The organism is Candidatus Ulvibacter alkanivorans (assembly GCF_003333325.1).
Classification (GTDB): domain Bacteria; phylum Bacteroidota; class Bacteroidia; order Flavobacteriales; family Flavobacteriaceae; genus Ulvibacter_A; species Ulvibacter_A alkanivorans.
Map to the genome: position 1 here is coordinate 1 of NZ_QOLC01000079.1, position 25301 is coordinate 25301.

Sequence of the window (25301 nt, forward strand, 5' to 3'; positions counted from 1 at the left end):
TCCGTCACTTAAGGTCGCAGTAGGGAATGTAAATCGTGTGCTATTTCCTAAGTTATTTTCACTAATAACTAATTTTCCGCTCATGTCGAAAACGTTAGCCGAAGATAGTTCGTAACCTTCCGGATTACCAACTTCTAGCTGTCCAACACGATTGTTCTGGAAAAAGTCTAATGAAGCTTTTGTTTCTTCAACAGTTTCTTCTCCTAATAATTCTGGAGTTCTGTCTAATGGTGCTCTAAATACAATATAAAAACGATCGTCGTAGTCTCCTGGAGACAGAACAAACTCTGCAGCTTCACCACCGGTAATCTTTGAGTAAGTGTTCATTTCGCTATCGAATAGGTAAGCATCCTCGGTCGGCATATTAATCTCTTCTACTGCTTCAACTCTAATTTTTTGCGTAGAATTTACTTTTAGTCCGTAAGGAATTTGCTTTTCGAAAGCATATGGCAATGATTGAATCACGAAGGCCTTATATTCATCTTCAACAGGAATAGGCCAATAGGCATCTCCTAAGGCTACACCCATTGGATGATAAGCATCATATCCCCAATCAAAATAATCAGTCGCTTGATCGCTAAATACCAATAACATATCGCGAACGTGCGATTCTCCAATAGAAGAATAAATACGTATTTGAGGTAAAATACCTTCATTTGGATTAGGATCCGGGTTTGGATCTGCATCTACAATAACAGCACCCGAACTAGGATTGGTTGTGTTTGATGCACTTCGGAATTGTGAATTGTTCGCAACACCTTCTTTTACGTAAACGCGATGTTTGTTCTTAAAAGTAATGGTCCCTGTAGCATTTGTTTTAATCACGAATCCTTGGCCAATAGGCGCATATCTTCTTTCTACACTTTCACCCATATTCCCGGACGAATTTCCTTGGCTTCCGTCCCCATAATAATTAAAGAACGTGGCCTGCGTATAGGCTCCAGGATTCGCGGAATTTGGATTACTTCCCAATGGCACCCATGTTCCATAACCTCCTTGATTGTCGATATATAGGTGAGAGTTAATACTTCGATCTTCGTCCCAATATCTAATTTCAGTAATTTCTTGGTTCGTTGTATTTATAGTACCATCTGGGTCACTAGCTCCGGTATCGTAAAAAACTCGGTTTAAGTCTAATGCCGAGGGATATGGATTTCCCGATAGTACAGAAGAGCCTGCGACTACAGATACGTCGATATTTCCGTTGTTTGGGCGTCCTCTAAAATCATACCGTTGATTGTTAGGATCTACATACATATTTGTGTGAGTAGTCACGTTTGTACCTTTCATTGTAAATCCAAACCCTGCAGGGACAACATCTGCCGTGTTAATTCTTACCCACGAGGAACCTGAGGGTAACATATATAACCATCTTCGAGAAATCTCTAATGGAATTGCTGATCCAGAACCAGATCCATAACTGTTTACAAACGGATTCGTATTGGTTACCACAGAACGGGTGTTGGTAATAGAATCGAAAACACGTGTAAACCCAAAATTTTGATTTCCGCTGGCACCAAGTGTTGGGTTTCCAATAGGTGATGCCCAATAGTTATAATCGTAAGAGTCTGAATGACTATCTTGATATACAGAAATATATCCATCACCGCTGTTTGGAGTGGAAGAGGTTCCCTGTACTAATTGTGATTCGTTTCTTAAATAAATACTGGCTTCAGTATCGGGGTCGAAAGCGTTTTCGTTAAGATCAATTCCTTGTTCTACAAAAACGACTTGGTCGTTAACATAAATGTATGAATCTGTACTAGTGGTAGTGTTGGGGGCAACATACAACTGTGCAAATGCAAGTGTTGTAGTAAGCAGCAAAGCTGAACTGAGTAGTAGGTTTTTCATATTTTTGTTTTTAAATTTGAAGTGCTATTTGGGGTAACACTCCAATGTTCACGGGGTAAAATTAAAAATATTTTTCAATTAAGGCTTATTTTTCATCTTAAAACATAATATTTTAAGCCTTAGATTGTTACGCAATATATAGTAGAAAGTTATAATTTGCAAGAAAATTCTTATTAAAATGAAAGTAGGGGATCAGGTATCGGTGCTAGATGAGGCAATTTCGGGGGTGATAAAATCGATGGAATCTGAGACGGTTTACATAGAGACCAATGATGGTTTCGATATGGAATTTGAGGCAGACGAACTTGTAGTTATAGATAACGTACTTGCAAAATCAGATTTTTTACCTGCCGATATTAACGAAGTACTTTCAGAAAAAGAGACAAAAAAGCGAAAAAAAGCACCACATATCAAACCCAAAGAACGAAGTCGGCCTCCTATGGTGATCGATCTACATATACAACAGTTAGTGCCTAAAACAAAAGGACTTAGCAATCACGAAATGTTAACCATTCAGGTAGATACAGCTAAACGACAACTAGATTTTGCCATTAAGAAAAAAATGCAACGCGTTGTTTTTGTTCACGGTGTGGGAGAAGGAGTCCTTCGTGCGGAACTGGAATATCTCTTCCGTCGCTATGATAATGTGAAATATTACGATGCCGATTATAAAAAGTACGGCCGAGGAGCCACCGAAGTCTATATTTTTCAGAATAAAACGCCTTAGTTAGGGAAATTTGGCGTTACTGGGATTTCATCAGACAGTACATCTATAATTTCGCCGAGATCGAGACTTTCTTGTGTAATTGTTTCCCCTTCGCCTTCTAATACCAAATCGGTTATAAATACTTGTACATCACTGTTTATCGTATATCGATGTTCACGGAACATGGCGATTATGGTTTCTTCGGTTATACTATCATCTAAATAATCCGGCAACCCTTGCGTACCGTTCACATCATTCGTAGGATCAAGGTCCATGTTTGCATCTTCATTTCTCGTTAGCACCCCGTCGTTATCATCATCAATATCTAAATAATCAGGTGTGCCATCACCATCTGAGTCTTGTGGCTCATCCGGGTTCGGTCCTAATTCTATTGCTGTTGGTACATTATCGCCATCATCGTCGAAATCATAATAATTTGGTAACCCATCATTATCGCTGTCTAATTCTTGATTTTCGGCTTCTTCCAAATTGTCATTATCGTCTAGAACGGCTGTGGTAATAAGTGTGGCAGTTCCCGATGAACTAAGATAATTAACGGTCACTTCCGGACTGGTGGGGGGAATGCTGCTACAAAAATAATTGGCAGTGATCGATTCTGAATATTTTCGATAATTTACACGGTTTGTCGAATTGCTTATTTGATACGTTGTAGTTCCAGTTGCTAAAAACAAGGTTTGCGAAGTGTTGATCGCTAGAGAAATACTTTCAGCAGCCAATGTATTGATCTTAAAGAACACGTAGATGTCATCACCTTGACAATTTTCTAATGAGGCGTCTTCAAAATCAAATGAGGTTACAATTATATCTCCATCATCGCAGGAAATTAACAACAAACCAATAAGTAAACTACAAACAATATTTTTCATAAGGAGTATAGAAAATTCAGCTTGCTTACAAAATAACGCAATTCTTTACAACTGAAACGTTTTAAAATTTATTTTAATACGTATTTTTGCGACTATGAGAAAAGTATATTTTGATAGCGCAGCGACTACCGAATTACGCAGTGAAGTAATTCGATGTATATCTGAAGTATTAAAAACAGAATACGGAAACCCTTCATCTACACATTCTTACGGACGATCATCTAAATCTTTACTTGAAAATGCTAGAAAAGAGATCGCTAGTTATCTAAACGTGTCTGCTTCTGAAATAATTTTCACTTCCGGCGGAACAGAGGCGGATAATCTCATCTTAAATAGTTGTGTGCGTGACCTAGGCGTAAAGCGAATTATTACGAGTAAGATAGAGCATCATGCGGTGCTTTATACCGTCAATTCGTTAAAGGAAAAATTTGGAATCACGGTCGATTATGTTGCGTTGGACGAATGTGGCCACGTAGATCATGATGATCTTAAACGATTATTAGAGCAAGGTGACGAAAAGACCTTAGTAAGTCTTATGCACGTAAACAATGAAATTGGAAACATACTCGATATTAAATCGGTAGCCAAGCTGTGCAAGGAGCACAATGCCTTGTTTCATAGCGATACAGTACAGTCTGTTGGGCATTTCGAAGTGGATTTTGCTGAAATTCCTATTGATTTTGCCGCAGTAGCAGCGCATAAATTTCACGGACCAAAAGGCGCCGGCTTTGCTTTTATTCGGAAGAATACTGGTTTGAAGCCATTGATCTTTGGTGGGGAACAAGAGCGCGGGCTGCGTGCCGGAACCGAAGCTGTTTATGCCATTGCAGGTATGTCTGAAGCTCTTAAACTAGCCTACACCAACCTCGAAAAAGAAAGAGCTCATGTAATGGAGTTGAAAAATTATTTTAAGAAACGTCTTCTGGCCGAAATTCCCGGAGTGAAATTCAATGGTGGATGTGACGATAACGATAGAAGTACGTACACCTTATTAAATGTATGTTTACCTATTTCTGCGGAAAAGTCTATGTTGCTGTTGTTTCAATTAGACCTAAAAGGTATTGCCTGCTCTAAAGGGAGCGCATGCCAAAGTGGTAGCTCGAACGGATCGCACGTTCTTAACGCAATTCTTTCCGAAGAAGACCTTAAGAAACCTTCACTTAGATTCTCCTTTTCAAGTTTTAACACCACAGACGAAGTAGATTACGTCATCGATGTGTTAAAGGAATTCATAGACGAATAGACCTGTTTTTAAAACTTCATTGTTGCTCGAACGTTGAAAACTCGAGGCGTAAGGAAGTTTGGGATCGAATATTGTGTTTTTGTGTATACGTCTCTTACAAATGTATTGGTAATAGAATTCTGCACATCGAATATATTAAAGATTTCGGCGCCCAAAGTAAGCTCCTTGAACGGTTTTAGCCATCCGCTGTCTCGTAATTTATCCTCATTTACAATTACATACGACACCCCGACATCAGCGCGCTTATAATCGCGAAGTCGTGTTTGAAAATCGTATGGATCGGCGTAACTAGGCGAACCACCTGGCAATCCGGTGTTGTAAGTTAGGTTCAAATACATTTTTAGGTCGGGAAAGATCTTAACATAATCCTGAAATAGCACCGAAAACTTTAAGCGCTGATCGGTAGGTCTAAATATATACCCACGATCATTTATATTTTCCTCTGTCTTTAGATAACCAAAGCTCACCCAGCTTTCTGTTCCAGGAACAAACTCACCGGTTAATCGGAGATCTAGACCATAAGCATAGGCAACGGCATTGTTACGTGCACGGTAACGAATACGAACGTTCTCTATGGTATAAGGGTTTACATCGGTTAAATTCTTGTAGTATATTTCAGAATTTAAGGTAAAAGGTCTATCCCAAAGATCGAAGCTATAATCATTTCCTAAAACGATATGGACGGCCTGTTGTGCTTTAACACCCGGACGCACGGTTCCGGTAGAGTCTCGTAATTCTCGATAAAACGGTGGTTGGTGATACACTCCTCCGGATAGTTTGAACAACATATCCATATCCCAATCAGGCTTTAAAGCGATTTGTCCTCTCGGGCTAAAGACGGTTTGTGTGGTATTTTTAATGTTTTCTCCACTTACAGTCCAGTTATGGGCTCTTACGCCGGCATTAAGCCAGATCTCATTCGTTCCCCAGGACGTTCGGCGGCTCCATTGCGCATAGCCGGAAAAGCGATTGATCTGTACATCGTTAAATGCACGAATGTCGGTAAATGGCACGATTTCAGCATCAAATGGTTCGTAAGGCTGATTGTTTACAAAATCTTGAATTGGAGGCCGAATCGAAAAACCGGCCGAATCTATAATTTCATATTCTTGTACTCGGTCTCGAATATCCTCCATGGTATATTTGATTCCATATTCGAAACTATTGTCGTTTATTTCTATATTTCCTTTATGCTCAAGATTTACGATCAATGCGTCTAGGTCATTTCTGGCATGTGTTAATTGTGAACCAATTCCTTCGCTAAATTCAACTTCACCAAGGTCCTCGCCACCAATATCGGTATTTACCTCTCCCAAACGGTACTGGGCTAAAATATCGTAATATTCCTGTTCGGTCGTTTGGTAGACCGATCCAATAAGTTTTGCCGTATAGTTGTCTGAAATTACATAGGTTCCTTTTAGTGCGCCAAAATACGTGTCGTATCGATCTTCTTCCTGCCCTTCATAGAATACCAACAAAGCGATCGGGTTGGCAATCGTTCCAAAGTTAGTTTGGCGTGTCAAGGGTTCGTAGCTATAGTTGTTTACAGATAAGTTTCCGAGGAAACCCAACTCAAATTTATTATTGAACTTGTAGGTTAAATACGTTTGCGCATCGGCGAAAGTAGGTCGATAGTTGGTTTCAGTTTGTTTTGCATCTACAAACAAACTGTTATCCCTATAACGTAATCCAACAATACCAGTAAGTCGTCCGTTCTTGGAAATCCCTTCTACGGAAGCACTGGCCCCTAACAAACTAAGATCGAGTGAAGCTCCAAAGTTGGTAGGCCGTCTATAGGTAATATCTAATACGGAAGAAAGCTTATCTCCATACTTTGCTTGAAATCCACCGGCAGAAAAATCTACATTAGCCGTTAGATCGCTATTTACAAAACTCAAACCTTCTTGTTGACCGCTTCTAATAAGGAAAGGTCGATATACTTCAACTTCATTTACATACACCAGGTTTTCATCAAAATTTCCTCCACGTACTGTGTACTGCGTACTCAACTCGTTGGTTCCACTAACCCCTGGCAATGTTTTTAACAGGTTTTCTACACCGGCATTGGCACCTGGAATTTTCCGAATGGTCTCCGGACTTATACTTATAATAGTTTGTGCGCTGCGATTGTCTCGACCTGTAAGTACAACCGTTTCTATTTGTTCTACATCGGTTTTTAATACAGGGTTGAACTCGAAATCTTCGTTGGTCTCTAAATTAAAAGTTACTTTCACACTTTTCTGTCCTACATGCGAAAAAGTTACGGTTACCTCTTGATTTGCAGGTATTTCCAATAAGTAAAATCCATTGAGGTTGGTTAGTGTTCCGCCGCCATCAATAATCACATTAGCACCACCTAAAGATATATTGTTCTCGTCTAACACTATGCCACGCAGGGTTGCTTGTTGCGCAAATAGGAGGGTAGTAGATAATAAGAATAGCAGGAAAATCGGTAAAGATGAAGTTTTCAAAAGCCTAAGTTGAGTTATTTTCTGAAAAATGTTGCTTCAAATGTAGTACTATTTCCCACATTATCAACAACGATTACTTTCAAATTATTTTCAGTTTCGGTAACAACATTGTCATCAAAATCATAAGTTAGAACGTCGGTTTTATAATTATATTCCGTCAATATGAACTTTCCGTTTATGGTAGCTCGGTAGGTACTCACGCCACTTAGGTCATCTTCTATCTTTATTTTGAGGGTCTTATTGCTACTAATCCATTTGCCATCGTCGAAGTTTACGGGTGAGATCGTGGGACCGGTCGTGTCTGAAACCAGAACGTAAGAGCCCATAGTTCTTGTTCTGGCCGATAATTTATTTCCTTTTTTATAAGTAGTATTGTAATAAGGGTCGCCACGGTAATTCAATCGGCCAATATACAATTTGCTCATATCTGAAGCTGAATAATTGGAGGCGTCAACACTTATTGTGACATTGCGATGCAAAGGAACCACATCATCATGAAAGTGAAGTGTATCACCCCGAACTTCAATATCTAAATAGGTGTCTTCATATAAGCTATTGGCAGGTATATATAGACTAAACTTTCCTTTGGTGATAGAAGTCGCCTGATTTGCATAAATGTAGTCATCGGTGCGATTCACGGTTTTTGGTTTTACATCCGGTAGATCGGCTCCTTCTATAGGAATTACGATCTGGACCTCATTGCCTTTATAATCGGTAATTGAAATATTGTAATTTGAGGTAAAACCATCTTTTACAGTGACGTATCCGTTGTCGGTTTCTTCTTTAATAATACTTAGTGGGTTATTCGTTTCTCTAAATAATTTCTGTACGCGTGTACGATTGTTTTGGTAATAGCCATAATCGATATAGCGGTTTAAATATCTAGTTTCGTCAAAAGAGAACTTCTCGAAACGAACGTTAAACACATTAGCTCCATTGTAAGTGCTGCTAATAGTATAAACACCATTTTTATTAGAGGCCCCGTCTAATTGGTCGTTGGTGGAAACACCAAATCCAATTTTGCCGAGCGCAGTGATCTTTTCGGCCTTATACGATCCGTCTTGTTGTAATATAAGCCGTAATTTAATTGGGTCTTGCTGTTGGTTAATATGCGCATTTTCACCAATGGGGTAGGCCATTACAGCATTGACAAGGGGTTTTTTGTGGTCGGGTACTTCTATTCCGAAGAGCATCGGATTCATTGGACGAGAAGCGGCATCACGAATTTCATAATGTAGATGTGGTCCACCGCTGCTACCGCTGTTACCGGTATATCCAATAATGTCTCCTTTTTTAACCGGCAACCGATCTGCACTAGGATACAGCTCTATCTCGAACGATTCTTTTTTATATTGTTGCTCTTTTATATAAGCTTGAATATCACCTGCATATTGTTGTAAATGGGCATATACGGTGCTGTATCCATTAGGATGTTTAATATACAATGCCTTTCCGTAACCGTAATGTGCCACCTTGATTCTACTTACATACCCATCGGCAGGGGCATAAATAGGAATGCCTTCCCGTTGTTGTGTCTTAATATCAAGACCGCTGTGAAAGTGATTACTTCTCAATTCTCCAAAACTTCCGGAGAGTATGAGCGGGATTTCTAATGGATTTTCAAAATAATCGGTAGGAATGTGTTGTCCATGGGCTGTTACCACCAATAACAATAGCCCGAGCCATAGCTTTTTCATGTGCCTAAAATAATAATATACGTTAAATAAAATGGGAGTGAGGTGAAATTATTGTGACGATACTTCAATATTACAAAAAATAATAGAAAACAGTTGCCTTATTTGGATTGGTATGTTAACTTTGTGTAACAAGTATTGAAAGAAACCCTTAATGAGCAAACTTTCGGAAATTGTTGATACGCTTGAAAATAGAATTAGTACCTTGCTTCAACAACACGTGATTTTGAAGCAAGAAAACGCAAAACTCGAGGCCGAATTAACAGTTTTACAATCGCAACAGCGCCAGGCGCAGGATGAAATTGACGAATGGCGTGACACCTGCAACTCATTAAAGTTAGCTAATTCAATGCTTGGCAGTGACCAATACAAACGAGATACAAAGCTCAAGATAAATGCTTTAGTTCGGGAAATTGACCAATGTATTACCCAACTTTCCGAATAAAAAAATATGTCGAACCAATTAAAAATAAAATTATCTATAGCAGACAGGGTGTACCCATTAACCATTGATCCCGCTCAAGAAGAGGGATTGCGGTTGGCCGCTAAAAAGATAGAGGAAATGATTAAAAGGTTTGAAAAAAGTTATGCCGTTCGCGATAAGCAGGATGTATTAGCCATGAGTGCCCTACAATTTGCGGCGCAGGTAGAACAAAAACAACTAAATACGACACAGGATACAGAACATACAGAGAATAGGCTGCAAGCCTTAAATCAGTTGTTAGAAGATCATATGTCATAACGTTCTTTAAAATACAAATAGGTTACTGCCTACATTAATATTATTTTTTGGTAAACTCAACACGAATTCTTTAAAAAGGGTGAGTTGAAGTTGTAAAAGCGAGCCGTCTTTGAGCGGATACTTGACCAGCTTGTTAGCCCTAAACTTGTTTTTAAGGAGTTTATTCAAAATGCATCTATTAATGTAGGCTTTTTTTATATATAAACACAACCCAAAATGGATAACATAGTTACATTTATAATTATTGGAATTGTAGGTCTGGCAGTAGGTTTTTTAATCGCCAAGCTCATAGAAAAGAACAATGCGTCCCAGCTTGTTAAGAATGCAAAGAAAAGTGCCGCTTCCATTATTAAAGAAGCAAAATCAGACGGTGAAAGCATAAAGAAAGAAAAAATACTGCAAGCCAAAGAAAAATTTATTGAGCTTAAGACCGAACATGAGAAGGTCATATTAAATCGAGAGAAGAAGATGAGTGAGGCCGAAAAGCGTACTCGCGATAAAGAATCTAAAGTATCAAGTGAACTTAGTAAAACAAAAAAGCTCAACAACGAGATAGAAGCAAAAAAGAACGATTTTAACGAACGTCTTTCCTTCTTAGAGAAGAAACAAAACGAAGTCGACAAATTGCATCGAAGTCAGATAGAACAGCTGGAAGTCATTTCAAGTCTCTCGGCCGAAGACGCCAAAACGCAATTAATGGAGAGCCTGAAAGAAGAGGCCAAAACCGATGCGATGGCGTATATTCAATCTACCGTCGAAGAAGCTAAAATGACAGCACAACAAGAGGCGAAAAAGATCATTATTAATACCATACAGCGTATTGGTACCGAAGAAGCCATAGAAAATTGTGTGTCTGTTTTTAATTTAGAAAGCGATGATGTAAAAGGTAGGATCATTGGACGAGAAGGTCGAAACATTCGTGCCATCGAAGCTGCAACTGGCGTAGAGATCATAGTTGATGATACCCCTGAAGCCATTATTCTTTCTTGTTTCGATAGTGTACGTAGAGAAGTTGCTCGCCTTTCTTTACACAAATTGGTTACCGATGGCCGTATACATCCCGCTCGAATTGAAGAAGTGGTTCGTAAGACAAGCAAACAGATAGAAGAAGAGATCATCGAGGTTGGTAAACGAACTGTGATCGATCTAGGAATTCACGGATTGAACCCTGAATTGATAAAAGCGGTCGGTAGAATGAAATACAGATCGTCTTATGGACAAAACTTACTACATCACTCGCGCGAAGTGGCAAAATTATGTGGTGTAATGGCATCCGAGCTAGGATTAAACCCAAAACTCGCAAAACGTGCCGGATTGTTACATGATATCGGGAAAGTCCCTGAAACCGAAACTGAAGTACCACACGCAATTCTCGGTATGCAGTGGGCCGAAAAATATGGAGAGAAACCTGAAGTGTGTAACGCTATTGGGGCACATCATGATGAGATCGAAATGACCAACTTATTATCACCAATCGTACAGGTTTGTGATGCGATAAGCGGTGCCAGACCGGGTGCGAGACGACAAGTGTTAGATTCGTATATCCAACGTTTAAAGGACCTTGAAGATATTGCTTTTGGATTTAATGGCGTAAACAAAGCCTATGCTATCCAAGCAGGAAGAGAATTACGTGTAATGGTCGAGAGCGATAAAGTAAGTGATGATAAAGCAGCGCAGTTATCTTTTGAGATCTCCCAAAAGATCCAAACCGATATGACCTATCCGGGCCAAGTTAAGGTAACCGTAATTCGAGAAACGAGAGCAGTTAACGTGGCTAAATAAGAAGCAATAGCAATAACTAAAAGAAAAGCGAAGTATCTTTTAAGACACTTCGCTTTTTTTGTTTACAGATTGTTATTAGTATCGTTGACCTTATGACAGTTTATTCATCATAGATATTCTCGTAGCCCTTTTCGGGTGCTTCAAAGAATTTTCCGGTAATAAATCTATAATTGCGATCCAGTTTCGAAATGGTTTTCATATCGTCTGCATCCAACGTGACATTTGCAGCTTTAAAGTTAGATTTGATATGTTCTTTTGTGGTTGACTTCGGAATAACTGCCGTTCCACGGTGAGCTTGCCAGCTTACGAGAACTTGAGGTGCCGTCGCATTGTGTTTTTTAGCAATATCTTTTATTTCTGAAAGTTCCATTAAATTGGGTTCATCTTCACCTTTCATTTCTTTCGATCTATCGCCGGAGCCTAACGGAGAATATCCGGTCACATGTATGTTGTGTTCTTTACAAAACTCTAAAAGATCGTCCTGCTGAAGCAGTGGATGTAATTCTACCTGATTCATTTCCGGTTTGATCTTAGCCTTTTCAAGCAATGTCTTTAATTTCTTCTTACTAAAATTAGAAACACCAATATGACGCGTATAACCGCTTTCTTTGGCAGTCTCCATTTGTTTCCAAGTTTCTATAAGTGGTACTTCGTCTAACGAGTAATAATCGGATGGAGAAGAAGGGAAGTCTGTATTTGGCTTAAAAGCAACCGGCCAATGAACCAAGTACAGGTCTAAATAATCTAACTGAAGTTTCTTCAAGGAATCTTGTAATGCAGGTATTACATAACCTTCTTTATGTGCATCATTCCATAATTTGGAGGTGACGAATACATCTTCTCGTAATATTTTGCCTTCTGCAAAAACTTCGGCAAGCGCTTCACCAATTTCAGATTCGTTTCCATAAACTGCAGCTGTGTCAATATGTCTAACACCACTGTGTAACGCATCTTTCACCGCCTGTTTTACTTCGTTACCTTTTGCTTTCCAAGTTCCTAGACCAATAGCATGCATGCTATCGCCGTTATCAAATTCTAATGTTTTCATAGTCTATTCTTTTTATAATTTTTCTCTTATTAAAATACAAAAGCTTTGCTGTCAATTCAAGAATAGTGTACACTTTAGCGTTTTTTTAACCTGGGACGGATGTTATTTTCTAGGATGATACGTGTTCATTACTTGAGTGAGGTGCGTTTTATCTATATGCGTATAGATTTCTGTGGTTGTAATACTCTCGTGACCCAGCATTTGCTGAATAGCTCTTAAGTTTGCCCCATTTTCTAATAAATGAGTAGCGAACGAATGGCGAAAGGTGTGAGGACTCACTGTTTTTCGAATACCTGCTTTTTCTGTTAAGTTTTTAACGATTGTAAAGATCATGGCACGACTTAATCCCTTGCCACGCCTATTTAAAAACAAGGTGTCTTTAGCCGAGGAATGAATTTCTTGATGTACTCTAATCTCTTTGCGGTATACGTTGATATACTTGATTGTTAAGTTGCCAATAGGGATTAATCGTTGTTTGTTTCCTTTTCCGGTCACTTTTATAAAGCCTTCTTCAAAGTAGAGATCCGATAATTTCAATTCAATAAGTTCAGAAACTCGTAGTCCGCAACCATATAGGGTTTCCAAGATAGCCCTATTGCGTTCGCCTTGTGGTGTACTCAAGTCGATAGCACCAATGATAGCGTCTATCTCACTCACCGAAAGCGTGTCTGGTAGTTTTCTCCCCATCTTAGGGCTTTCCATAAGCTGCATCGGATTGGTTGTTCGGTATTCTTCAAATAAGAGATAAGCAAAAAAGCCCTTTAACCCCGAAATTAGTCTACTTTGAGAACTGGGGTTTAGTTCTTTTGCCATGGCATAGATGAATTGTTGCAGGATTTCTTCGGAAATAGAAATAGGGGAATCCGCCATTTCTTGATCATCTAACCATTGCATCAACTTCTGAATATCAAAACTGTAATTTTTAATGGTATTTTCTGAAAGTCCGCGTTCTATCCGAAGGTAATCGGTATACGATTTTAAGGCTATATCCCATTTCATGGTTTAAATGTACTAAAACCGAATAAAGGACCTAATCAACCTTTAAAATATATTTTCACAGTATTTTCACATACTGTATCTTTCATTTCAAGTATCTTTAATTCTTTAACTTAAAAATATAACCTTTATGAAAAAGCTAATTTTAGTTGCGATCGTAGTCTTATTTTCCACAACAACTTTCGCCCAGAGTCTCGATCTGGGGTTAAAAGCAGGGGTTAACTTTGCTAATATAAACGATGTTTCGGGTGACCTCGATGGTCGTACCGGTTTCGTGGTAGGTGCCTTTGTAGGAGGGAAGTTCAATGATAAGATAGGAATGCAAGCAGATTTATTATACTCTCAACAAGGGGCCGATTTCGACATAGACAAGATCGATCTTAACTATGTAAACGTGCCGGTAGTAATTAAATATTTTTTGGTGAAAGGATTACACATACACGCCGGACCTCAATTTGGTTTTGTAGTAGATGACAATTTTGACGATATCTTTGGAGATATTGCAGAGGCTGAATCTTTTGACCTCTCCGGAGTGGCCGGAGTAGGTTATGACCTACCGTTAGGATTGCGAATCGATGCACGATATAATTTCGGTCTTTCCGATATAACAGACGATGGAGGAAAGAACAGCGTGGTTACCTTGTCGCTTGGATATTCATTTCTCTAAGACATAGGGCTATAAAGAATTGCGCGTAAAGCGCAAAGTAATAGAAAAGGCGAGAATGATCATTTCTCGCTTTTTCTTTTATAATAATTCTAAATAGAACAACATGATAGAGCTATAAAATACTGATAAATAGACTGTTAATAACTATGTTCATAATTGTGTGCACCTACCCCTAAGGAGGAAGCCGATTTATTTAGTAGCTTTACACTATTAACTAATAAAAACACAATTATGAAAAAATTATTTTTATGTGCTGCCATTGCAGTATTTGGAATCACCGCTATGAATGCCCAGGGTATAAGCTTTGGAGCTAAGGCAGGTGCTAACTTTGCATCTTTAAATGGTGACGGTGCCGATGACCTTGATGGTCGTACCAGTTTCCATGTTGGTGCAGTCGCTAACATTGGAATTACTGAACTTTTTGCAGTACAGCCTGAATTGATCTACTCTTCTCAAGGAGCTTCTTTTGATGATGTAGATATCAACTTAGACTACATTAACATTCCAATCATGGCAGACTTCACTATCGCAGACGGTTTAAGCCTGCAAGGAGGGCCTCAAGTAGGAATAAACGTAAGTGGAAAAGTTAAGGATGATGACGATGAGGCAGATATCGACGACGTTGAAACACTTGATCTTGGAGTTGGAGCCGGTGCACAATACCGTTTACCAGACTTAGGCTTGTTCTTTCAAGCACGTTACGTAATTGGTTTCACCGATTTCGTTGAAGATGCAGACGCTACTAACTCTGTTGTCAGCTTATCTGTTGGATGGTTCTTTAACTAAGAATAAATTTAAATACATTAAGACGGAAGCTTAACAGCTTCCGTTTTTTTATTTGATTATCTTTAAACTATTAAACTGATAATTATAAATGGGCCCAACCTAAACCTGTTGGGAAAGCGAGAAAATGACATCTATGGCGATGAAACCTTTCAAGATTTCTTTTCAAAGCTTCAATTCAAATTTAAAACAATAGAACTTTCTCACTTCCAATCTAATATTGAAGGTGAATTAATAGACAAACTGCAGGAAGTTGGGTATGAGTTCGACGGAATTATACTAAATGCCGCCGCCTATACCCATACCTCTGTTGGTATTGGCGATGCGGTAAAAGCAATCAACACCCCGGTAGTAGAAGTTCATATTTCCAATACGTTCTCCCGAGAAGAGTTTAGGCATCAATCCTTTATTGCGCCCAACGCAAAAGGGATCATTCTTGGCTTTGGATTACAAAGCTACGAATTGGCTGTCCAAAGTTTTATAAACGATTAATCGTAAGCCATACGATCTTTTATGCCGTTTACATCTTGGAAATAATTCATAAAAAAAAGTGGATCTGATAAATCAAATCCACTTTTCAACTTTTTAAGCAGTCGTTCTTACAGATGAATTACTTCACCGTAGGCATCGGCTGTAGCTTCCATCACGGCCTCACTCATGGTAGGGTGTGGATGTACAGCTTTTAATACTTCATGTCCTGTGGTCTCTAATTTTCGACCAAGAACAGCTTCAGCAATCATATCGGTTACTCCGGCGCCAATCATATGGCAGCCAAGCCACTCACCATACTTAGCATCATAAATTACTTTTACAAATCCGTCTTTGGTTCCTGCGGCACTCGCTTTACCGCTGGCTGAAAATGGAAATTTACCAACTTTCAATTCGTATCCGGCTTCTTTTGCCTGCTTTTCGGTCATCCCTACACTGGCAATTTCCGGTGTGGCGTAAGTACAGCCCGGTATGTTGCCATAATCTAATGCCTCTACGTGTTCTCCCGCGATCTTCTCTACGCAAATTATACCTTCGGCAGATGCTACATGTGCTAAAGCAGGACCCGGAACCACATCACCAATGGCATAATAACCGGGGATATTGGTTTGGTACCAATCGTTTACGATGATCTTGTCCTTATCGACAACGATTCCGACATCTTCTATGCCTATATTTTCTAAATTTGAGGTAATACCAACCGCAGAAAGCACGATATCTGCTTCTAGTGTTTCTTCTCCTTTTTTCGTTTTAACTGTCGCTTTAACGCCTTTTCCTGAAGTATCGAGTTTTTCTACGGAAGCGTTTGTCATCACTTTGATCCCTGCCTTTTTAAAGGAGCGTTCAAATTGCTTTGACACTTCTTCATCTTCTAGCGGTACTAAGGTTGGAAGGTATTCTACGATGGTCACTTCGGTACCCATACTGTTATAGAAATGAGCAAATTCTACGCCTATGGCACCACTTCCTACCACGATCATGCTTTTTGGTTGCTTATCGAGCGACATAGCTTCTCTATATCCAATCACTTTTTTACCGTCCTGCTTCAAATTAGGTAATTCTCTAGAACGCGCTCCGGTGGCAATAATTATATGATCGGCACTGTATTCTTTACCGTCTACTTCCACCTTCTTACCGGGTTTGAGCTTTCCGAAGCCATCAATAACATCGATCTTATTTTTCTTCATTAGGAATTGAACTCCTTTACTCATTCCATCTGCAACACCACGACTGCGCTCTATAACCTTTCCGAAGTCTTTATCAGCTTCCTTAACGGAAAGACCATAATCTTCGGCATGCTTTAAATAATCGAATACTTGAGCACTTTTAAGTAAGGCTTTTGTTGGGATACAACCCCAATTAAGACAGACACCACCTAGATTTTCCTTTTCTATAACTGCAGTTTTAAATCCTAATTGTGACGCTCTAATCGCGGTAACATACCCGCCCGGGCCACTTCCTAACACTATAATATCGTATTTACTCATATTCTTGTTTTAAGTCACTAATTTGTGGACACGAAATTACAAAATGTCTGCGTAATGAAATAGAAAAGGCGTAAAAAACAAAATTCCGACATTCAGATTTGTTGAATGCCGGAATTTAATTTGATGGTATCCCTATTTATTCGTTGTCAAAATCGACCGATAGTGAATTCACACAATAGCGTCGGCCGGTATTCGTAGGACCGTCGTTAAACACATGTCCTAAATGACTTCCACAATTTGAACACAAAATTTCGGTTCGAATCATGCCGTGTGTCGTATCCCGAACATATTCTATGGCACCTTCTATCGCGTCGTCAAAAGATGGCCAACCACAACTGCTTTCAAATTTACTGTCACTCTCAAATAGTGGGGTATTACACGCACCACATTTGTATGTTCCATCCTCAAAATGAAGGTTGTATTTACCGGTATGCGGCCGTTCCGTACCTTTCATTCGCAGTATACGATAGCGTTCATCACCCAATTCCTCACGCCACTCGGCTTCTGTTTTTTCTATGGGATATTTCTTTTTACTCATTATTATTCGGGATAAAATCTAATGCGGCGCCATTAACACAGTGACGTTTGCCGGTGGTTTCCGGCGGACCATCATCAAAGACATGTCCTAGGTGACCCCCACAGGTGGCACAATGTTCTTCGACCCGCGTGTAGCCAATTTTATTATCGGTAGAGTACGCCACATTACCTTCTATAGCACGATCAAAACTGGGCCAGCCGGTACCGCTATCAAATTTGTGTTCTCCTTCAAATAGGGGAGTTTCACAAGCTGCACACACATAGGTGCCCGGTTCGTACTTTTTGTTTAGCTCACTTGAAAAGGGAGGTTCGGTACCTGCTTCTCTAAGAATATGAAATTCCTCTTCGGAAAGTTCTGCCCTCCATTCGGCTTCGGTCTTTTGAACTTTAAATGCGGTATCTTCCTTATCATCAGTGTTGTCCTGTGCGGGCGATTTACAACTGAATAAGGCCAATGCAAGCCCAAATAATATTAACTTTTTCATCTTTTTTTAGTTGGTTAAAAATTTATAAATGCAAATTGAATGTTTCGATCGCTTCGTCCATTGTTAGATTTGCATCTGCAAATTCTGAAGGAACTACGACAATTCTAAAGACTTGGTCGTCGGTAAACTCAGTTCCTAACGCGACGGGATCGTAATCACCGTCGATAAGTACTTCAACATCAAAGAATGTGTGATTAAATACATATTGAATGATGTCACCATTTTGTAAAAAGAAGTTTTGAGGAAGTTGAGACCAGGCATCTGCTCCTGAACCATCGGGTGCTTGCACCGTTTTTTCAAGGCGGTATACCAAAATAGCATCCGATTCAAATACTTCAATATTACCAGGTATGGTGATCAATGTTTCGTATAAATTCGCGTTCGGATTAAAACTGAAGTCGGTCGTAACTTCAAAGGTTTGTCCTAGATAAAAGTTTTCTTCAATGATGGTCTCATCGGTACAGGACGTAAATAAAAGCGTAGTTGCTACTGCGAAAAAAAGAAAGAATTGTTTCATGATGTTATGTTTTTTCAGAATACAATCAAAAGCTATTCCATTATTTTCTAAGGATGCTATTTGTGTTTAAAATAACTAATGATTTATTGCAATCGTTTTAATTTTTGAATAGTTTAACTAAAATTGATACTTCCCGAGGTCTTTTATATTTTTTTTATAACTCTATACTGTTTTATATCCTTATTTTAGAGGAGCAAAATATAAACACATAACCATGAGATTTAAAAAGACCCTTTCCATTATAGCAATGCTAGTATTTGCAATTGCCTGTACAACCACAAATCCGTTCACCGGAAAGCAAACGTTGGCTCTTGTTCCCAATTCGCAAATTCTACCAATGGCATTTCAGCAATACAATCAATTTCTGTCTGAGAATAAAGTTGTTAGAGGAACTTCGGATGCACGTATGATTCAAAACGTAGGTCAGAAGATCGCAGCGGCCTCCGAACGTTATTTAACTGCTAATGGATACCCGGGTTATTTAAACGACTATCGTTGGGAATATAACCTTATAGAAGACCCGGCGGTAAATGCATGGGCTATGCCGGGAGGTAAGATTGTTTTCTATACCGGAATTATGCCAGTCACACAAAATGAAGCAGGTGTTGCCGCGGTCATGGGACATGAGGTTGCTCACGCGCTAGCAAATCACGGACAACAACGAATGAGCGCTGCCCAACTACAATCATTAGGCGCCGTAGCCGGAAATCTAGCCTTAGGAAACGATCCTAAAAATCAGCAAATTTTTAATACAGCGTATGGAATAGGAACTCAAGTTGGTGTATTACTGCCTTTTAGTAGAAAACACGAAACAGAAGCCGATCGCATTGGGTTAACACTTATGGCAATTGCAGGGTACGACCCCATAGTTGCTGCCAATCTATGGCAACGCATGAAACAGCAGGGAGGCGGATCACCACCAGAGTTTTTAAGTACACACCCATCAAGTGATACCCGAATTCGCAACATTCAAGCTTGGGCGCCCGAAGCGAAAGCAGAGGCACGTAAGTTTGGTGTAACAAATTTTAAGAAATAAGTAAAAGACAAGATATTTGTTTACTTTAGAATCCCGCTTTTGGCGGGATTTTTTAATAACCAATTTAAAAAACATGGTCAACCTTCCTAAAGGCAGTAAGAAATTACTGCATGCTTGGGCTTTTTACGACTGGGCGAATTCGGTGTATAGTCTCGTTATTGCATCTGCAATATTCCCTATTTTCTACGGAGCACTAACACTTACCAAAGAGAATGGAAAGATAATAGACGATACGGTTACTTTTCTGGGGATCGATTTTAACAACGACACCTTAATTAGCTATGTGACAGCTGCCGCTTTTTTGGTGGTTTCGATATTGAGTCCGTTGCTAAGCGGAATCGCGGATTACGTTGGAAACAAAAAAGTGTTTATGAAGTTCTTCTGTTACTTGGGAGCACTTTCGTGTATTGGTTTGTTTTGGTTTTCGATGGACCATTTGTGGTTTGGGCTCTTGTGCTACTTTTTAGCATTAATAGGATTTTGGGCCAGTCTTGTGTTTTACAATTCTTACCTACCAGATATTGCCTTTCCCGAACAACAAGACCGCATAAGTGCCAAGGGATATTCTCTAGGCTATATTGGTAGTGTGATATTACTGCTGGTGTGTCTGGCAATGATCCTTATGCATGAAACTTTCGGTTTTGAAGACGAAGGGCTCCCCACGCGATTGTCTTTTGTCCTTACCGGCCTGTGGTGGATCGGGTTTAGTCAATATACCTATTATTACCTTCCGAAGGGAAATAAAAAAGCAACATTTACGAGAAACTTATTGTTCAATGGTTTTAAAGAACTACGAACGATATGGCGAAGCTTAAAGGATAACATCCAATTAAAACGATATCTTCTCGCGTTCTTTGTCTACAGCATGGCTGTACAAACCATAATGTTGGTAGCCACGTATTTTGGAATCGAGGAATTAGAGTGGGGGGATACCGATGCTACCACCGGACTCATAGTAAGTATATTGCTTATTCAATTGGTTGCAGTGGTAGGAGCTATGCTAACGTCTCGTTCTTCTGCTCGCTTCGGAAATATTCCTACACTCATTGTACTAAACTTGATCTGGATCGGAATCTGCGTATACGCTTATACCATCACGACACCCGTACAATTTTATGCGACCGCCTCGGTAGTAGGTTTGGTCATGGGAGGAATACAGTCATTATCAAGATCTACCTATTCAAAACTTATTCCCGAGAACGCTATAGACACAGCTTCCTACTTTAGTTTTTATGATGTTTCTGAAAAAATCGGGATCGTAATTGGGATGTTTAGTTACGGTTATGTCGCTCAATTGACCGGAAGCATACGTTATGCTATTTTATTTTTTATTCTATTCTTTATCGTGGGCGTCATTTTGTTAGTAAGGGTCCCTCGAAATTCTATCAAATAGACAATTTTTACTTATGTTTGCGTTTAATACCAAAGAAAACTTACTACTTATGAAACAATTGCGACGTTTAAGCTGGGTCCTACTAGCATTTTTGGCCGTCATTACGACTTCATGCGATAACGAACCATTAGAAGGAGAATTTCAAACCGAACCGGATAACAATGCCGGTGAAGGACAATTTGTCGCCACCATAGAAGGAGAGTCATTTACCGCTAGTGCAGTTGAGGCGGTATTGTATGCAGACAATGTGTTCGCTATCGAAGCTGTGAACGAATCGAATGAATTTATTTCGATCGTTGTGGAAAATGCCGGTGAAGGAATGTTCGATCTATTAACAAATGGAAATAACTTAAATGGTGCTGCGTACGTAAATGCGAACGAATCACCTTTTCCGTATGTCACTATAGGCGATTTTGGCGGTAGTGGATCGCTCGCCATATCAAGCTTAGACACAGAAGCGCTAGAAGTTTCAGGTACTTTCAACTTTGTTGGAGGACGTATCGCCTTTGATCTTGAAGGTAATCCCGTATTGGATGAGAATGGTGATCCGGTGATCGATCTAATTAATATTACCGCAGGTGCTTTTAACAGTATTGCATTTACTATTTCTGAAGAAAATGGTGGTGACGGTGGAACCGTAGGAAGTGATGGAGATTTCTTCGCCAATGTAGATGGCGTAGAATTTGTCGATACTTCGGTACAAGTAACAAAGAACACGGTAGGAGGTATCTCCATGCTAAATATTATGGCAGTAAGCGATATAGGAGGAAGTATACGAATCGACATTCCGGAATATCAAGGGATTGGAACTTTCCCGTTACAACCAATTTCAGATGGTACCGAACTCATAGGAGTTTATAAGTCGGGACCTGGTGCCGATAATTTTAATTCAGATCCGGGTAGTATTACCATTACCAAGCTTGATCTAGAGTCAGGTTTGATCGAAGGCACATTCCAGTTTACGGCAGTCGATCCATTCGATCCTGCAGCAACTCCATTCGAGATCACAGATGGTACTTTTTCTGTTTCATTTGAAGGAAACGCAGAAGCCAGTGGTGTGACCAATACGTTTAATGCCGATGTTGACGGAGTGACTTTAGACCCACAATTTATGAGTACCGATATATTGCCATTAGATGAATCTACCGTGCGTATAACCGGTCTTAATACCTCCACAGTTGGATCCTTGACTATTTTCTTCCCATCTGAGATCGAAGTAGGTATTTATGAATTCACCGAGACACAGGTTGAAGGTGCTCCTACAGCGACTTACTCGCCGGATGGCAGCGGAACAGTTTTTAGTTCGGTATCGGGTACACTAACGGTCACATTTTCAAATCCGGAAACCGGTGCTATTGACGGTACTTTTGAGTTTTCTGCTGAAGACAACTCCGGCCAGAATAATACAGTTTACGAAATAACCAACGGAACCTTTTCCATAGTGTTATAACATTGAATAGAATAATAAAAAAGCGGCCTAGAGCCGCTTTTTTTATTTAATTAAATATATGTGTTTACATTGATTTAATGCTTCCTGACCCATATACCTTGGTATCACTCTTTGTCGGATTTCCGGCATAGCGAACATCTCCCGAGCCGCTAATACGTGCTTGGATACTTTGTTTTGTGGTGAATTTGGCAGAACCAGAACCCGTAATGTTTACTTCAGTATGTTGTGCTACGAGATTAGTACCTTCGAAGTCTCCGGAGCCGCTAATTTTAATACTTAGATCGTTAGTACTACCACTAAGCATCAAATCTCCAGATCCTGTTACTTTTACCTGTAAACTATTGCTTTCTATTGGCAAGGTCAGATCTCCGGATCCTGTCACCCGAGTCTCAAAAGTGTCGCTCTTTACAGTATCTTTAGATACAAGGTCACCAGAACCTACTAAGGCGACTGCGGAAAGGTCCTCAAATGGAATTGTAACAAGAATGTCATTATTGGAGGTAATACTAATGCCTTTCTTTAGCTTTACGGTAAGTTCATTCCCGTCGGTTTCGATCACGATGTATTCATGGAGGTTATCGTCTGCTATTACGGTTATGGATCCTTCCGCACCTCGTTCTAGTACAAAGTCCATCGGGCCAACAGCTTTAACAATGTCATAAGTACCGGTTGCCACAGTTTTTGTAGTTACGGTTCCATTTCCTTTTACTTTTTTGTTCTTCCATTGTGCTAGGGTGGTTGGAGCCACAAACAATACAATAAGCGCTGTACAAATAAATGTTTTACGAATTTTCATAATCAAAATTTTTGGTTACAATTTAGTCAGACTTACACTGCCATAACTCGAATTGATGTTTAGATTGTTCCCGGAGTTACGAATGTTGTGATAGCCTTGATAATTTTTACTGGTGTATCCTTTATCACTGTTGGTTACCGTTACATCGTTTTCTCCTTTAAAGTTGGCAAAAGACAGTTTGATTATAAAATCGAAACTGTACCCTGCCTCATAACCCAATTTTACAGCCGTATAGTCGCTTTTTATTGTCACGTCATTGGCAGTGCTCGCCACCTTATTTATAACAATAGAGCCATAATCGGTGTTCAAGTTTAGAGAACCGGTAACTGTTCCTATACGGTTGGGGATATAATCACCTCTTCCCACTAAATTTCCAACCTTATCGATTGCTATTTTTCCGTAGTCATTATTATAATTTAGGTTGTTAACTTCACCAATTTTTGAATCGGTATAATCGGCAGCAAGTTCTAGATCATCGATCTTCTCTAGGCTAAATCCACTATAATCGGCCTTAATCGTACCACTTTTCATATAAGCGATGGTGGAATTTTGTGTATAGTCGAAGGATAGTAAATTATTATCAGCCAACAATTCACCGATAATGAGTTGACCATAATCACAATTAATCTTCGCATTTCCTTCTAGTCTATTAAGGTTGATTGCTCCATAATCGTTGTCAAGATCGACCGTATTGGTCACCGGGAGCTTAATGCGATAGTGAATACTCATGGAAACCGAATTCTTCTTACTGTTCCAAATCTTCCATGAATTCTTAGTGTCGTCGAAAATAGTTTTGGCGGTTACCAGCGAAGCGTTCGCTGTAAACTCAACAGTTATTTCATCAAGTTTTTGTTGCACTTTTTCTTCGTCGTCACCATTGGTAGTTATGGTGACTTCAATAACGGTTCGGTTTTCGTTCCATGTAACGATATCTATGTTTCCATACGAATTGTCGACCCGTAAACCGGCATTGGCATTTACCTTGTATTCTTTATTGATTTTTTTCTCCTTGGTGTATTTGCCCTTCGGTTCACCATTATGGGCCAAAACAATTCCCGGCACAAAAAATAGGAGTAGCAGTGTTTTAGATAGTAATTTCATCTCGATTTGTTTTAAGTGATTTAATTTCTTCCATAGTTTGAATTACGTGTTGTAATAGTTCGATCCGGCTCTGGAAGTTAGAGATCATGGCATAGACAACGCGTTTGTCATTACCACTTTCTACCAGATCTAATTTTAGAGCATCATACTCTGTTTCAAGAATTGCAAGCTGTTCTAGTGCATCTTCAACCAATACTTTGGTGTCTTCTGCTTCCAAACTTTTTAAGGTTGCCAATTCTTCATTAATGGTTGTTACAAAAAACGATTGGGTCTTTTCCATCTCGGGTGAAACACTTGCTAGGTCACCTTGTGCTGCTTCCGAAGTAAAGAAAGTAAACCCAAAGAACAACAATACGGCTATCGATGCAGCAATTGAAAGTGGTTTCTTCCAAGCTATTTTTATGCTGCGAGCCTCTTGCGTTTGCTGTAACTTTTGCATAAAGCGATGTTCATGTCCGGAAGGTGTTTCATGTATATCGAAACAACCTTCTTGCTCTTTAAAGAATATGTCTAATTCGTCTTTCATCATTTTATTTTCTAAGCATCTTTTACGATGCGATCGCTAATTTCTTTCGTAAACTCTCTTTTGCTCTGGAGATCATCGTGCGACAGTTCCCATAACTAATTTGTAGGATCTCACAGATCTCTTCGTAATCAAATCCTTCAATATAATGCAGGGTTAAGATCTGCCGATAACTTTCTTGTAATTCATCCATTCGACTTAGCACAGCACTTGTGCGTAGATCGGAACACTCTGATAGGTCAACACCACTTATCTCCTCGGGCGATTCCTCTAGCAAAGTTTCATCGATGGCAACATAGCGCTGTGATTTCTTATAGATCGAAATGCTATTGTTCACTACAATTCGTTTTAGCCAAGCACCGAATGTTGCATCGCCTTTAAAGCTGTCGAGTTTGCTAAAAGCCGCGATAAATGATTCCTGCATAACGTCTTCAGCCTCGGCCGTATCTTTAACAATGCGATATGCCACATTGTACATAGCCTTTTGATACCGGTTGTATACCTCCAGTTGCGCCAGTCTATTTCCTTTTTTGCAAAGAACGAGTAATGGTTCGATTGTATGTTGGCCTAGTTCCAAACAGCTGTTGTTTAGTATAAAGATAGGGGAAGTCTCGAAT

The 25301-nt window shown here is 39.5% G+C and carries 25 protein-coding genes and 1 other RNA gene; 12 read left to right on the plus strand and 14 right to left on the minus strand.

Features of this window, described 5'->3' with window-relative positions; all coding sequences use genetic code 11:
• On the minus strand, positions 1-1851 hold a 1851-nt coding region (locus tag DWA30_RS07005; RefSeq protein ID WP_114491825.1), incomplete at its 3' end, for a hypothetical protein.
• Positions 1852-2029: 178 nt separating this feature from the next.
• Between DWA30_RS07005 and DWA30_RS07010 the strand changes: the two genes are divergently transcribed.
• Positions 2030-2578, plus strand: coding sequence for a DUF8465 domain-containing protein (locus tag DWA30_RS07010; protein WP_114491826.1), 549 nt, complete (start codon positions 2030-2032; stop codon positions 2576-2578).
• Here the strand turns inward: DWA30_RS07010 and DWA30_RS07015 are convergent.
• Complete coding sequence (locus tag DWA30_RS07015) at positions 2575-3444, minus strand: hypothetical protein (RefSeq protein WP_114491827.1); 870 nt, start codon at positions 3442-3444, stop codon at positions 2575-2577. The genes DWA30_RS07010 and DWA30_RS07015 overlap by 4 nt on opposite strands.
• Before the next feature lie 94 nt (positions 3445-3538).
• Between DWA30_RS07015 and DWA30_RS07020 the strand changes: the two genes are divergently transcribed.
• On the plus strand, positions 3539-4687 hold the full coding sequence (locus tag DWA30_RS07020) for a cysteine desulfurase family protein (protein WP_114491828.1): 1149 nt from the start codon (positions 3539-3541) through the stop codon (positions 4685-4687).
• Positions 4688-4695: 8 nt separating this feature from the next.
• Here the strand turns inward: DWA30_RS07020 and DWA30_RS07025 are convergent, their stop codons facing one another.
• Both DWA30_RS07025 and DWA30_RS07030 read right to left on the minus strand, forming a co-directional pair.
• Positions 4696-7158 (minus strand): TonB-dependent receptor, encoded by a 2463-nt coding sequence (locus DWA30_RS07025; RefSeq protein WP_114491829.1) that lies wholly within the window; start codon positions 7156-7158, stop codon positions 4696-4698.
• A 14-nt stretch (positions 7159-7172) separates the two neighbouring features.
• A complete protein-coding gene (locus DWA30_RS07030) occupies positions 7173-8855 on the minus strand; it encodes a M23 family metallopeptidase (RefSeq protein WP_114491830.1) in 1683 nt (560 codons plus the stop codon).
• Between the two features lie 151 nt (positions 8856-9006).
• On the opposite strand from DWA30_RS07030, the gene DWA30_RS07035 reads away from it, so the two are divergent.
• From DWA30_RS07035 to rny, 4 genes are all read left to right on the plus strand, one after another.
• The gene (locus DWA30_RS07035; protein WP_114491831.1) at positions 9007-9297 is read left to right on the plus strand and encodes a coiled-coil domain-containing protein; all 291 of its coding nucleotides are present in this window, start codon (positions 9007-9009) and stop codon (positions 9295-9297) included.
• Between the two features lie 6 nt (positions 9298-9303).
• Complete coding sequence (locus DWA30_RS07040) at positions 9304-9594, plus strand: cell division protein ZapA (RefSeq protein WP_114491832.1); 291 nt, start codon at positions 9304-9306, stop codon at positions 9592-9594.
• Positions 9595-9648: 54 nt separating this feature from the next.
• Positions 9649-9756, plus strand: a non-coding RNA gene (gene ssrS / locus DWA30_RS07045) — 6S RNA.
• Between the two features lie 54 nt (positions 9757-9810).
• Positions 9811-11376 (plus strand): ribonuclease Y, encoded by a 1566-nt coding sequence (gene rny / locus DWA30_RS07050; protein ID WP_114491833.1) that lies wholly within the window; start codon positions 9811-9813, stop codon positions 11374-11376.
• A gap of 100 nt (positions 11377-11476) precedes the next feature.
• Here the strand turns inward: rny and DWA30_RS07055 are convergent, their stop codons facing one another.
• Entirely contained in the window at positions 11477-12424 is a 948-nt protein-coding gene (locus tag DWA30_RS07055; RefSeq protein WP_114491834.1) for an aldo/keto reductase, read from the minus strand.
• Positions 12425-12526: 102 nt separating this feature from the next.
• The gene (xerD, locus tag DWA30_RS07060; RefSeq protein WP_114491835.1) at positions 12527-13423 is read right to left on the minus strand and encodes a site-specific tyrosine recombinase XerD; all 897 of its coding nucleotides are present in this window, start codon (positions 13421-13423) and stop codon (positions 12527-12529) included.
• Between the two features lie 127 nt (positions 13424-13550).
• Between xerD and DWA30_RS07065 the strand changes: the two genes are divergently transcribed.
• From DWA30_RS07065 to aroQ, 3 genes are all read left to right on the plus strand, one after another.
• Complete coding sequence (locus DWA30_RS07065; RefSeq protein WP_114491836.1) at positions 13551-14087, plus strand: porin family protein; 537 nt, start codon at positions 13551-13553, stop codon at positions 14085-14087.
• Positions 14088-14318: 231 nt separating this feature from the next.
• A complete protein-coding gene (locus tag DWA30_RS07070; protein ID WP_114491837.1) occupies positions 14319-14873 on the plus strand; it encodes a porin family protein in 555 nt (184 codons plus the stop codon).
• Positions 14874-14942: 69 nt separating this feature from the next.
• The gene (gene aroQ, locus DWA30_RS07075) at positions 14943-15362 is read left to right on the plus strand and encodes a type II 3-dehydroquinate dehydratase (RefSeq protein ID WP_114491838.1); all 420 of its coding nucleotides are present in this window, start codon (positions 14943-14945) and stop codon (positions 15360-15362) included.
• Between the two features lie 107 nt (positions 15363-15469).
• On the opposite strand, the gene lpdA is transcribed toward aroQ, so the two are convergent.
• The 4 genes from lpdA to DWA30_RS07095 form a co-directional block, all read right to left on the minus strand.
• A complete protein-coding gene (gene lpdA, locus DWA30_RS07080) occupies positions 15470-16846 on the minus strand; it encodes a dihydrolipoyl dehydrogenase (protein WP_114491839.1) in 1377 nt (458 codons plus the stop codon).
• 136 nt (positions 16847-16982) lie between these two features.
• Positions 16983-17384: a peptide-methionine (R)-S-oxide reductase MsrB gene (gene msrB, locus DWA30_RS07085; protein ID WP_114491840.1), complete on the minus strand. Its 402-nt coding sequence runs from the start codon at positions 17382-17384 to the stop codon at positions 16983-16985.
• The gene (msrB, locus tag DWA30_RS07090) at positions 17377-17868 is read right to left on the minus strand and encodes a peptide-methionine (R)-S-oxide reductase MsrB (RefSeq protein WP_114491841.1); all 492 of its coding nucleotides are present in this window, start codon (positions 17866-17868) and stop codon (positions 17377-17379) included. The genes msrB (DWA30_RS07085) and msrB (DWA30_RS07090) overlap by 8 nt, the downstream gene beginning before the upstream one ends.
• Positions 17869-17890: 22 nt before the next feature.
• Positions 17891-18385 (minus strand): collagen-like protein, encoded by a 495-nt coding sequence (locus tag DWA30_RS07095; RefSeq protein WP_114491842.1) that lies wholly within the window; start codon positions 18383-18385, stop codon positions 17891-17893.
• 214 nt (positions 18386-18599) lie between these two features.
• Here DWA30_RS07095 and DWA30_RS07100 point away from each other — a divergent pair, with 214 nt between their 5' ends.
• From DWA30_RS07100 to DWA30_RS07110, 3 genes are all read left to right on the plus strand, one after another.
• Entirely contained in the window at positions 18600-19421 is an 822-nt protein-coding gene (locus tag DWA30_RS07100; RefSeq protein ID WP_114491843.1) for a M48 family metallopeptidase, read from the plus strand.
• Positions 19422-19494: 73 nt separating this feature from the next.
• Positions 19495-20814, plus strand: a complete 1320-nt coding sequence (locus tag DWA30_RS07105) for an MFS transporter (RefSeq protein ID WP_114491844.1) — start codon at positions 19495-19497, stop codon at positions 20812-20814.
• 49 nt (positions 20815-20863) lie between these two features.
• Positions 20864-22264, plus strand: a complete 1401-nt coding sequence (locus DWA30_RS07110) for a DUF6252 domain-containing protein (protein ID WP_136073173.1) — start codon at positions 20864-20866, stop codon at positions 22262-22264.
• Positions 22265-22328: 64 nt separating this feature from the next.
• Here DWA30_RS07110 and DWA30_RS07115 read toward each other — a convergent pair whose 3' ends face one another.
• Genes DWA30_RS07115 through DWA30_RS07130 form a run of 4 tightly spaced genes read right to left on the minus strand, consistent with a single transcriptional unit; the run spans position 22329 to position 25261 of the window.
• Positions 22329-23060 (minus strand): head GIN domain-containing protein, encoded by a 732-nt coding sequence (locus tag DWA30_RS07115; protein ID WP_114491846.1) that lies wholly within the window; start codon positions 23058-23060, stop codon positions 22329-22331.
• A gap of 15 nt (positions 23061-23075) precedes the next feature.
• Complete coding sequence (locus DWA30_RS07120) at positions 23076-24161, minus strand: hypothetical protein (RefSeq protein WP_114491847.1); 1086 nt, start codon at positions 24159-24161, stop codon at positions 23076-23078.
• Positions 24145-24690, minus strand: a complete 546-nt coding sequence (locus DWA30_RS07125) for a hypothetical protein (protein ID WP_114491848.1) — start codon at positions 24688-24690, stop codon at positions 24145-24147. Before DWA30_RS07125 ends, DWA30_RS07120 begins: the two co-directional genes overlap by 17 nt.
• Before the next feature lie 19 nt (positions 24691-24709).
• Complete coding sequence (locus tag DWA30_RS07130) at positions 24710-25261, minus strand: RNA polymerase sigma factor (protein WP_114491849.1); 552 nt, start codon at positions 25259-25261, stop codon at positions 24710-24712.
• Positions 25262-25301: the final 40 nt, after the last annotated feature.

Coding starts and splice junctions, on each gene's coding strand:
- DWA30_RS07010 (WP_114491826.1), top strand. CDS start 2,030: ATGAAAGTAGGGGATCAGGTATCGGTGCTAGATGAGGCAATTTCGGGG.
- DWA30_RS07015 (WP_114491827.1), bottom strand. CDS start 3,444: ATGAAAAATATTGTTTGTAGTTTACTTATTGGTTTGTTGTTAATTTCC.
- DWA30_RS07020 (WP_114491828.1), top strand. CDS start 3,539: ATGAGAAAAGTATATTTTGATAGCGCAGCGACTACCGAATTACGCAGT.
- DWA30_RS07030 (WP_114491830.1), bottom strand. CDS start 8,855: ATGAAAAAGCTATGGCTCGGGCTATTGTTATTGGTGGTAACAGCCCAT.
- DWA30_RS07035 (WP_114491831.1), top strand. CDS start 9,007: ATGAGCAAACTTTCGGAAATTGTTGATACGCTTGAAAATAGAATTAGT.
- DWA30_RS07040 (WP_114491832.1), top strand. CDS start 9,304: ATGTCGAACCAATTAAAAATAAAATTATCTATAGCAGACAGGGTGTAC.
- rny (WP_114491833.1), top strand. CDS start 9,811: ATGGATAACATAGTTACATTTATAATTATTGGAATTGTAGGTCTGGCA.
- DWA30_RS07055 (WP_114491834.1), bottom strand. CDS start 12,424: ATGAAAACATTAGAATTTGATAACGGCGATAGCATGCATGCTATTGGT.
- xerD (WP_114491835.1), bottom strand. CDS start 13,423: ATGAAATGGGATATAGCCTTAAAATCGTATACCGATTACCTTCGGATA.
- DWA30_RS07065 (WP_114491836.1), top strand. CDS start 13,551: ATGAAAAAGCTAATTTTAGTTGCGATCGTAGTCTTATTTTCCACAACA.
- DWA30_RS07070 (WP_114491837.1), top strand. CDS start 14,319: ATGAAAAAATTATTTTTATGTGCTGCCATTGCAGTATTTGGAATCACC.
- lpdA (WP_114491839.1), bottom strand. CDS start 16,846: ATGAGTAAATACGATATTATAGTGTTAGGAAGTGGCCCGGGCGGGTAT.
- msrB (WP_114491840.1), bottom strand. CDS start 17,384: ATGAGTAAAAAGAAATATCCCATAGAAAAAACAGAAGCCGAGTGGCGT.
- msrB (WP_114491841.1), bottom strand. CDS start 17,868: ATGAAAAAGTTAATATTATTTGGGCTTGCATTGGCCTTATTCAGTTGT.
- DWA30_RS07095 (WP_114491842.1), bottom strand. CDS start 18,385: ATGAAACAATTCTTTCTTTTTTTCGCAGTAGCAACTACGCTTTTATTT.
- DWA30_RS07100 (WP_114491843.1), top strand. CDS start 18,600: ATGAGATTTAAAAAGACCCTTTCCATTATAGCAATGCTAGTATTTGCA.
- DWA30_RS07105 (WP_114491844.1), top strand. CDS start 19,495: ATGGTCAACCTTCCTAAAGGCAGTAAGAAATTACTGCATGCTTGGGCT.
- DWA30_RS07110 (WP_136073173.1), top strand. CDS start 20,864: ATGAAACAATTGCGACGTTTAAGCTGGGTCCTACTAGCATTTTTGGCC.
- DWA30_RS07115 (WP_114491846.1), bottom strand. CDS start 23,060: ATGAAAATTCGTAAAACATTTATTTGTACAGCGCTTATTGTATTGTTT.
- DWA30_RS07120 (WP_114491847.1), bottom strand. CDS start 24,161: ATGAAATTACTATCTAAAACACTGCTACTCCTATTTTTTGTGCCGGGA.
- DWA30_RS07125 (WP_114491848.1), bottom strand. CDS start 24,690: ATGATGAAAGACGAATTAGACATATTCTTTAAAGAGCAAGAAGGTTGT.